The organism is Bacillus sp. UMB0893 (assembly GCF_002858905.1).
GTDB lineage: Bacteria > Bacillota > Bacilli > Bacillales > Bacillaceae > Bacillus_P.
This window is the reverse complement of sequence record NZ_PKLB01000005.1, coordinates 217,992-226,534: the sequence shown is the minus strand read 5'-3', so window position 1 is coordinate 226,534 and position 8,543 is coordinate 217,992. Positions and strand designations below refer to the sequence as shown.

The following is an 8,543-nucleotide window of genomic DNA, read 5'->3' as shown; positions in this document are numbered from 1 at the left end:
AAGCTTCAAATGGGCAAGAAACACTGGAAAAATTAAGGAAAATTGATGCAGACATTGTCATTACAGATGTGAGAATGCCAATCATGGATGGCATCGAATTTGTTAAGCACTGTCATCTTGAACATCCCAATGTAAAGGTGATCGTTTTATCTGGATATTCGGATTTTGAGTATGTAAGGTCTTCAATGATTGAAGGAGTAAAAGATTATCTATTAAAACCTGTTGATCCAGATGAATTAACAGAAGCTTTAAGAAGGATTCGAATAGAAGTAGAGGAAGAGAAGAGAAATCAAATCGAATCAGATCGTATGAGCAGGCTTGTTCACAGCCAGTTAGAAGAAATGCGAGAACAGTATTTGCTGCATTTAGTTAAAGAGGAATGGTCAGAACTAAATATGGCAGTAGAGAGACTGCATCAGCTGCAGTTAAGTGTTTTTACGAATGAAAACGTACAGGTTCAATTTGTTACAGTGGAGATTCGAGGGTCTGATCACTATCCAAATATAATAAAGGAACTATGGCTTCCTTTTAGAATGCTATGCAGGGAAATAGCTCAATCGCATGAAGGGACTTATTCCTTTTATGACGCAAGCTATGCAAATACAATTCACTTTATCCATCGAATAGATTCAGAACCGTTCACTCACACATCCAGTTTTATAAAATCAGTGCAGCGATCAGTAAAGGAATTCTTAAATCTAGAAACAGTAATTGGTATTGGAACCGTTATTACTGGTCTTACAGAATTTAAAACAGGCTATATTTCAGCTTTGCTTTCTTGGAGTCAAAGTCAGTTAGGCTCACAATCACAGGTTATAGAAGGCACAATTAATAAAGAGATGTTTCATTTTTCACCTGATATTGAAAAGAAATTAATAAATGCGATTGAAAATGTAAACTATGAAGCTTTTAAGAATAATCTTTATTCAATTTTGGGAGGAACGAATAACCGCTCGATGATGTCCTTTTCTTTTGTTGCCAATCGAATTTTATTTTTGTTAGGTTCACTTGCAAGAAAATACGATATAGATACGAATGAAATAAATAAAACGATATGGAAATGCCAGCAGAGTATATGGGAGCTAAATTCTCAAAGCAGGGTTATCGAACACCTCATTCATCTGGCTCATTCCATTATTGAGCAGGTGCATGCAGCCCGTAATTCTTCAAATGGAATGGCAATCGTAGATAATGTCCGCCGTTATTTGGACAAACATTATGCAAATGAAATTTCGCTTTCGTCATTATCAGAACAATTTCATATCAACAGTGCTTACTTATCTGAAATCTTCAAAAATCATATCGGTCAAAACTTCAGTGATTATTTGAATAACTTGCGAATGGAAAGTGCCAAGCTATTTTTAAAAGATAAGCAGCTTAAAATAATTGACGTAGCTCATTTGGTGGGTTTTTCAAACTCAGGTTATTTTAGTACAGTATTTAAAAAACATTTTGGTCAAACGCCGGCTGAATTCCGTAAGTCACTTTATAGTTAATGAAAGAAAGGGAATAGGATGAAAAAAAAGGCGATTTTCATTATTTGTTCGATCATTTTAATTATTATGGCTGGATTTACACTATCATTTTTCGATAGGTTCTCAAGCGGAGAAAAAGACCAAGCTGAGATTGAAAATGATGATAAGGACAAAATTCAGCTCACATTTTGGCGAAATGGCGGGACGAATTTAGAGAATAAAGCTTATAAGGAGATCATTTCTGCTTTTGAGTCAGCACACCCTGATATTAAAATTAATATGGTTTCTGTTCCATATGGTGACTATGAATTGAGGCTGCGGACGGAAATTGCTGCAGGAAATCAACCTGATGTTATGTCAATAGACAGTCCGAATCTGGCTTTATATGCAGATTCTGGCTGGCTCTTATCAATAGACAGTTACATGAGATCCGAAGGGGATTTAGAAGATATCCCATCAGCTACTCTTGAGGGATTGATCTATGAAGATGAAATTTATCTTTCTCCTATCGTCGAGTCCGGAGTAGCCCTATTTTATAATAAGCATCTATTCAAAAAAGCCGGACTTCCATTCCCGTCAGAGGATCCTGATAATCCTATGACTTGGGATGAGGTCTTAGAGATTGCGAAAAAAATAAATAATCCTTCTGAAAATGTATTTGGAATTGATCCAGCCCAGGGATTCAGCGATGGTGAATCTCCAGCCTATTTTAAAATGCCGCTCCTTTGGCAGTTCGGAGCCGATGTGTTAAGTCCTGATGCGACAACAGCAGATGGATATTTAAATTCTAATGAAGCATTGGAAGCTTTGCAATTTTATCAAGACCTTTATCAGAAGCATAAAGTAGCTGCGGTTGAATTGCCCCCAGATCCTTTTATTACCGGAAAGCTTGCTATGACTGTAATGGGCTCTTGGTCATTAGCAGACTTCGAAAAAAACGTTCCGGAATTTAAATTAGGGGAAGACTTTGGGATTGCACCTTTGCCAAAGGATAAAAACCAGGTAGTTCCAAACGGAGGATGGTCACTTGGAATTTCGCAAAAATCTAAATATCCAGATGAAGCATGGGAATTTATACAATATGCTACAAGTTACGAAGGATCAAAAAAGTATGTAGAATTAACAGGTGATATACCTGCACGATACTCAGTATCTAAAGAATTTCCTGAACTTCAAACCTATCCGAAAAATATTTTTGTGCAACAGGCCCAAAAATATTCTGAAAACCGCCCGGTGACGCCAGCCTATCCTGTTGTTAGTGAAGCGATTAAAAAACTGTTTGAGGATATCGGGATAGGAGGAGAAAGTGTAGAGTCTGCAGCGGCCAAAGCTGTCGAAAAAATTAATAAGGGTCTTAAAGAAAAGCAGAATCCGTAAGACTGCTGATGTCATCCTGTAGATAAATAGCTAGGGGATTTTTTTTCACCAGAATTGATAAGCTGTTTCATAGTAGTATTTGAGGTTAGATAGAATTGAAACGGAGAAAAATAATCATAGAGGTGCAGCAGCTTCTGGAATTGGATATGAAATTGTTAAACAGTGCTTAAGTGCAGGTGCTTCAGTATTGCATGCGATATTAATGAGCATTCCTTAAATGATTTAAAATGTTACCCGAAGAAGAGACAATGGTGCATTTTGCAGATGAAATCGCCCAAGCTGGCTGCAGTGCTTCTTCACGCTTGTTCCAAATTCAATGGACAGAACGTTAATTACGAATTGCTAGTGAAGATAATTTAATTTAATATCAAGGATAAGGCTGAGAATTCAAATTTTTGGCGGAAATAGCATACTATCGAAGGAGGAAGACATGGAAGTTTTTGCGAAATATTTAGCAGGTATCGATAATCCCGACCACCGCGAACGAACAGAGGAAATTTTCGCGTGGGTTGCTAATAAATTCCCAAATTTGGAACCGCAAATCAAGTGGAATACGCCAATGTTTTCCGATCACGGTACATTTATCATCGGTTTTTCAACAGCGAAGCATCATTTGAGCGTTTCACCTGAAGAAGCAGGCATTATGCACTTTGCCGATGACATTGCACAAGCTGGCTACAGTGCTACCAAAGGCTTGTTTCGAATTCCGTGGAATGAGCCGGTAAAATACGAATTGCTTGAGAAAATGATTGAATTTAATATTCAGGATAAAGCAGAATATACGATTTTTTGGCGGAAATAATACATCACGCCTTATCAAAAAACGCATGACACTAAAAATGTCATGCGTTTTTGCAACACAATTAAGGCGCCAACAGCTCAATAGCAGCATATGCGAACGCCTGTCAAAATACTTCTCCAGCACCGGTCAAGTGGAAGATGAAAGTTTTCTATATACTATCAATTAGATGTTAGCAAGTATGAAGAGGTTTCTAACTTTTTATATATATATATAGAGATAAAACATCATTGAAGAATTTATATTGGAAAAGAAAAGCTTGTTAGAGGTGAAGTGAAGGGTTTTCTCTAGGAAAAGGAAAGATAATCCATAATATCTTGTTAAACGGGCGCTTACCTTTTACTAGGCAGCGCCTTTTGTGAGTATTATTGTTAAAATGAGGAAGATCATTCTTGCGTAGATTTTTAAGGTATTGAAGTTTATGGGAACAACCCCCATTATCAAGAATATTTAAGTTTAAAATAGAGTTCTTATTCATCAGGGGCGTTAATCCAAAAAGGATTGTTACTTGCAAATAACGCTTTTTGAAAAGAAAGACGGTTCCAGTTTCATCCTCAGAAGCACTAGAACCGTCCTCTTTCTGCTATTAGATTTTTTTATCTAGCATTTCCCTTAGTTCTTTGAGTTCTTCTTTCGTTAAGGTTTCATCTTCGATAAATTGAACCAGCAAGGATTTGGTAGTACCTCCATAGATGCGTTCGATGAAGGATTGGGTTTCCGCACGCTGGCATTCGTGTTCAGAGTAGAGCGGGGTGAAGGTGTAGACACGCAGGTCTTTGTTAGCTGCGACGACTTTCTTTTTGGTAAGTCGGTCAAGCAATGTGCGGATTGTTTTTGGTTTCCAATCTTCATACTCCTGGATAGCGGAACAGATTTCATTTGCTGTTAAGGGAGACTCCTTCCAGAGAACTTTCATCAATTCCCATTCCGCTTCGGTGATGCTGGGCATTTCCTTCGACATATTTATACCTCCTCAGCAAGCAGTGCCCATTCGGACACCTAATTTCAATACAATCCTTTATCCTTTAATATTGACAATGTGATTTTAGCCGCTTTACTGCCATTGGCAGTGTCATTATCTTGTATGTTCGTCGCGAAGAACCAGGTGTCGTTATTAGTCTCAACAAATCCGATGAACCATCCGTTCACCATTTCTCCGTTGATGATGCCCGTACCAGTCTTACCATACAGCAGCGATTCTCCATTTTTTTCAAGGGTGATGGCTGATTTCACTGTTTCGACGTTCACAGGATTGAAATGCTGTTCATTTAAATAGAAGGTGCGCAGCAATTCAACCTGTTCCACAGGTGAAATCTTCAAGGACGACTCAAGCCAGTAATTGCCTGCCCCTCCTGAAAGGTCCTTGTTTCCATAATTTAGCCGTTCCAGGTAAGCAGTGAGTGTATCTTCTCCTATTTTTCTGTCAAGGTCCTGGAAGTACCAGTTAACGGAGTTCTTCATGGCTGTATCCAATGTCTGATCCCGATTCCACTCTTTATATTCATTCTGTTTGCCATTCCACTTCATGGCCGAATCACCTGGAGTGATTACTTTTTCCTCGAGGCCAATCAGAGCGCTGTAAATTTTATAAGTTGAGTCAGGCGACACCCTCTGCATGCTCTTCTCCTCATTGTAAATGCGGTAACGGTCTTCCTTCAAACTGAAAAGAACGAAGCTCCCTTCTGCTCCGGTAAAATAAGTGCTCAAATCCTCATGGAGAACCTGCCGATCTTTTAGGTCAATATGGTCCTCTTCAGCGGATGCAGCCGTGAAGAACGATATCTGGGTCAGAACCAGGATCGTTATGACTGCATAGAGCATAATGCTCTTGATGATTCTGGAACGGGTATCTTTCTGGAATGATGTGATATGGATAATCCGTCTTTTAATCTGTTTTTTTGATCCAGAAAGCTGGTTCGTTAAGGCAGAAAAACCAAGCTGCTGCTTCCGCTCTATGAAATGAAGAATGGTATGGCCATATTCCTTATAAGAAACTGGATCGAGGGAGTGAAGGACTGCATCGTCACAAGCCAGCTCCCGGTCCACCCGCATCTCCCGCAAGGCTATCCAGACGAGCGGATTGAACCAGTAAAGGATTTGATAGAAGAGGAAAATATAATTCGCCTTCGTATGAAAACTCTTATCGTGCTGAAGTTCATGAAGGAGCAAATATTTTATCTCATTCAGGGAAAGGTGGACATCCATTTCTTTCGGCAACAGGATCGTGGTCCTGAAGAAACCAAACGTCATCGGAGAAGAGACGTCGGATGACTCCAAGAGAGCAATACTCTTCCTGATTCCAAGATCATTTTTGCACTCCTCAAAGAGGGAAAGGATCTCTGTGCCCCTTACCTTACTGGCAGTCGCTGAAAGACGGTTTAACTCCAGTTGTGAGCGGCATAGGAAGAAACAGAAAGTGAAGATTCCGACAAGCCAGATCACAAAGAAAACCGTATTAAGATGATCAAAATTGATCTGATTTACCGAAGTGCCGAAATCCTGCATCCAATTGCCTTCCATCCCGCTGTTTACCTGGTCACTCCCGGAAAAATTAATCGTGGAGAAGCTTCTGGTCCCGATGTCAGCCTTTTTTTCAAACGGGATCCAGCCCTTTGGCAGAAATGGCAGTGTCAACGCAGCGAGAAGCAGATACCACAGGTTATAGCGCCACGCTGCCGACAGCTGGAACCGCCTGACAAGAAAGATTGCGCCAATGGTAATTGTCGATATTCCAAATGTCATTATCACATGAAGCAAGAGCATCATCTTTTCCCTCCTTTTCAAATGTCTTCACGTAAATCTTTAAATTATTATACATTTTGAAATAAAAAAAAGAAATTGACTTCAATTGATTACAAATGTAGTATATGATTACAAGTGTAATATATAATTGGTCTCAAGGCAAATTTAATCTTAAAAAAGAAATGGGGAATATAGGTATGAATTTTTCAAAGATAAAGAAAGCAGCGGGAGTGCTGACAATAGGAGCTTTTCTTTTTGCCGGTTGTTCTAATTCTCAGAGCGCGGCACAGCCTACAAAGGAGGAGCCGGTGGAGGCCGGTTTTAAAAATCTTGAGAAGGAATATGAGGCCCGCCTTGGAGTGTATGCCCTTGATACAGGGACCAATAAATCTGTATCTTACCGGGCTGATGAACGATTTATTTATGCATCGACTCACAAAGCTTTGGCAGTAGGTGCTCTGCTACAAAAGAAATCCATTGAAGACCTGGATGAAAGGATTACCTACACAGAAGAAGACCTCGTCAATTATAATCCCATTACTGAGAAGCATTTGGATAAGGGGATGACCCTAAAGGAACTAAGCGATGCCTCAATTCGCTACAGCGACAATACTGCAGGGAATCTTATCTTTGAAGCTATTGGAGGGCCTGCTGGCTTTAAGGAATCCCTAAGAGGAATAGGGGACAAAGTGACAGAACCTGAACGAATTGAGCCGGACCTGAATAATGTGAAGCCAGGTGAAACAAGGGATACAAGCACGCCGAAAGCACTCGCCGAAAGCCTGCAGGCATTCACACTCGGTGACGCACTCCCAGCGGAGAAGCAAAATCTCCTTATTGACTGGCTGAAACGCAACACAACAGGCGATGCCCTGATTCGTGCAGGAGTACCGGAAGGGTGGATAGTAGGGGACAAAACCGGTGCAGGCTCCTATGGAACACGCAACGATATTGCCGTCATCTGGCCGCCAAAAGGTTCCCCCATCATCCTAGCTGTTCTCTCCAGTCGTGATGAAGCAGACGCAGAGTATGATGATGAACTAATCGCCAAAGCTACAGAAGAAGCGCTGAAACAGCTGCAGAAAAAATAGAGAAGGCAGATTTGATAGTAACTATTTCATCTTTGTGCATATAGTTATTGTTATTCGTACTTCTATTTGGAAAAATTGGTATTATGTTGTTAGGCAGTATACGGTGTTCTTATTTAGAAATGGTAATTTATCCATGAAAGCAAGATTGTGAAATATTGTACTTAAATTAAAGGGTGCGATGCCTCAACAAAAAGATCATCACCTTTCTTTATAGAGGGAGTTTAATTGAAGAATGGTTTAAACCTTTTTGATCAACAATCGGGCCATGTTATGGCATAACAAAGAGAGAAAAGGTACATATGATACCAGGTTGAAAAAGAGGATTCTATAGTTTTATAACGAAATAAGTTCAAAATTAAAGGGGGCGATTTTATGAAGAATAAAATTGAAGAAAAGTTTGGGACCAGAGTAAAAATTTATATGAAAAGGAGTTTTTCTATTGAAACAAGCTTTGATCGTTATTGATGCTCAACAAGAACTAATAGATGGAAGAGAAAAAGATAATCCAGTCCGTAACAAAGATGCATTATTGAATAACATTAATCTCGTCATTGAAAAAGCATTAGCACTAGGAATTGAACTTATCTTTATTAGGGATTTGGATGTTGCAGAGGGGAAGGGGGATGGATTTGAGGTTCATTCAGATATTAAAGTTCCCCCATCTGCCAAGATCTTTGATAAAAGAGCTGCCAATGCGTTTTTTGGAACACCGCTCTTAAACGAATTAAAAGAAAATGAGATTAAACATATCATAATAATGGGGTGCAAAACAGAACATTGTATTGATACAGCTGTAAGAACGGGAACCGTTAATGGTTTGGATGTAACATTAGTTGGTGATGGACATTCTACAACAGATTCTGATGTACTGACCGCTGAACAAATCGTAAATCATCATAATAAAATTCTTCATGGCCACTACAATGTTGACCATTTTTCCGTTGTTCGGACTGCTCAAGAAGAGTTGTTTCAACCAATCCATGACAATTACAGATAAATTTAATTCATTTGGTCCCTTAGAGATTATTGTAGTTGTTACAGGTTCTACAGTTACAAGTT

The 8,543-nt window shown here is 39.4% G+C and carries 7 protein-coding genes; 5 read left to right on the top strand and 2 right to left on the bottom strand.

The features are described 5' to 3' along the window. From CYJ36_RS12895 to CYJ36_RS12885, 3 genes are all read left to right on the top strand, one after another. A partial coding sequence (locus CYJ36_RS12895) for a response regulator transcription factor (protein ID WP_101567681.1) occupies positions 1-1,496 on the top strand: 1,496 nt, incomplete at its 5' end. Between the two features lie 18 nt (positions 1,497-1,514). Continuing rightward, positions 1,515-2,852, top strand: coding sequence for an ABC transporter substrate-binding protein (locus tag CYJ36_RS12890; RefSeq protein WP_101567680.1), 1,338 nt, complete (start codon positions 1,515-1,517; stop codon positions 2,850-2,852). A gap of 430 nt (positions 2,853-3,282) precedes the next feature. Beyond that, positions 3,283-3,654 carry an iron chaperone gene (locus CYJ36_RS12885; RefSeq protein ID WP_101567679.1) on the top strand — a complete coding sequence of 124 codons (372 nt, stop codon included), beginning with the start codon at positions 3,283-3,285 and terminating at the stop codon, positions 3,652-3,654. Between the two features lie 583 nt (positions 3,655-4,237). Here the strand turns inward: CYJ36_RS12885 and blaI are convergent. Both blaI and CYJ36_RS12875 read right to left on the bottom strand, forming a co-directional pair. After that, positions 4,238-4,612: a penicillinase repressor BlaI gene (gene blaI / locus CYJ36_RS12880; protein WP_101567678.1), complete on the bottom strand. Its 375-nt coding sequence runs from the start codon at positions 4,610-4,612 to the stop codon at positions 4,238-4,240. 44 nt (positions 4,613-4,656) lie between these two features. Further along, the gene (locus tag CYJ36_RS12875) at positions 4,657-6,417 is read right to left on the bottom strand and encodes a BlaR1 family beta-lactam sensor/signal transducer (protein ID WP_257962471.1); all 1,761 of its coding nucleotides are present in this window, start codon (positions 6,415-6,417) and stop codon (positions 4,657-4,659) included. 173 nt (positions 6,418-6,590) lie between these two features. Between CYJ36_RS12875 and bla the strand changes: the two genes are divergently transcribed. Continuing rightward, on the top strand, positions 6,591-7,484 hold the full coding sequence (bla, locus tag CYJ36_RS12870) for a class A beta-lactamase (protein WP_374702802.1): 894 nt from the start codon (positions 6,591-6,593) through the stop codon (positions 7,482-7,484). A gap of 439 nt (positions 7,485-7,923) precedes the next feature. Then, the gene (locus tag CYJ36_RS12865; protein ID WP_101567677.1) at positions 7,924-8,481 is read left to right on the top strand and encodes an isochorismatase family protein; all 558 of its coding nucleotides are present in this window, start codon (positions 7,924-7,926) and stop codon (positions 8,479-8,481) included. Positions 8,482-8,543 lie beyond the last annotated feature (62 nt).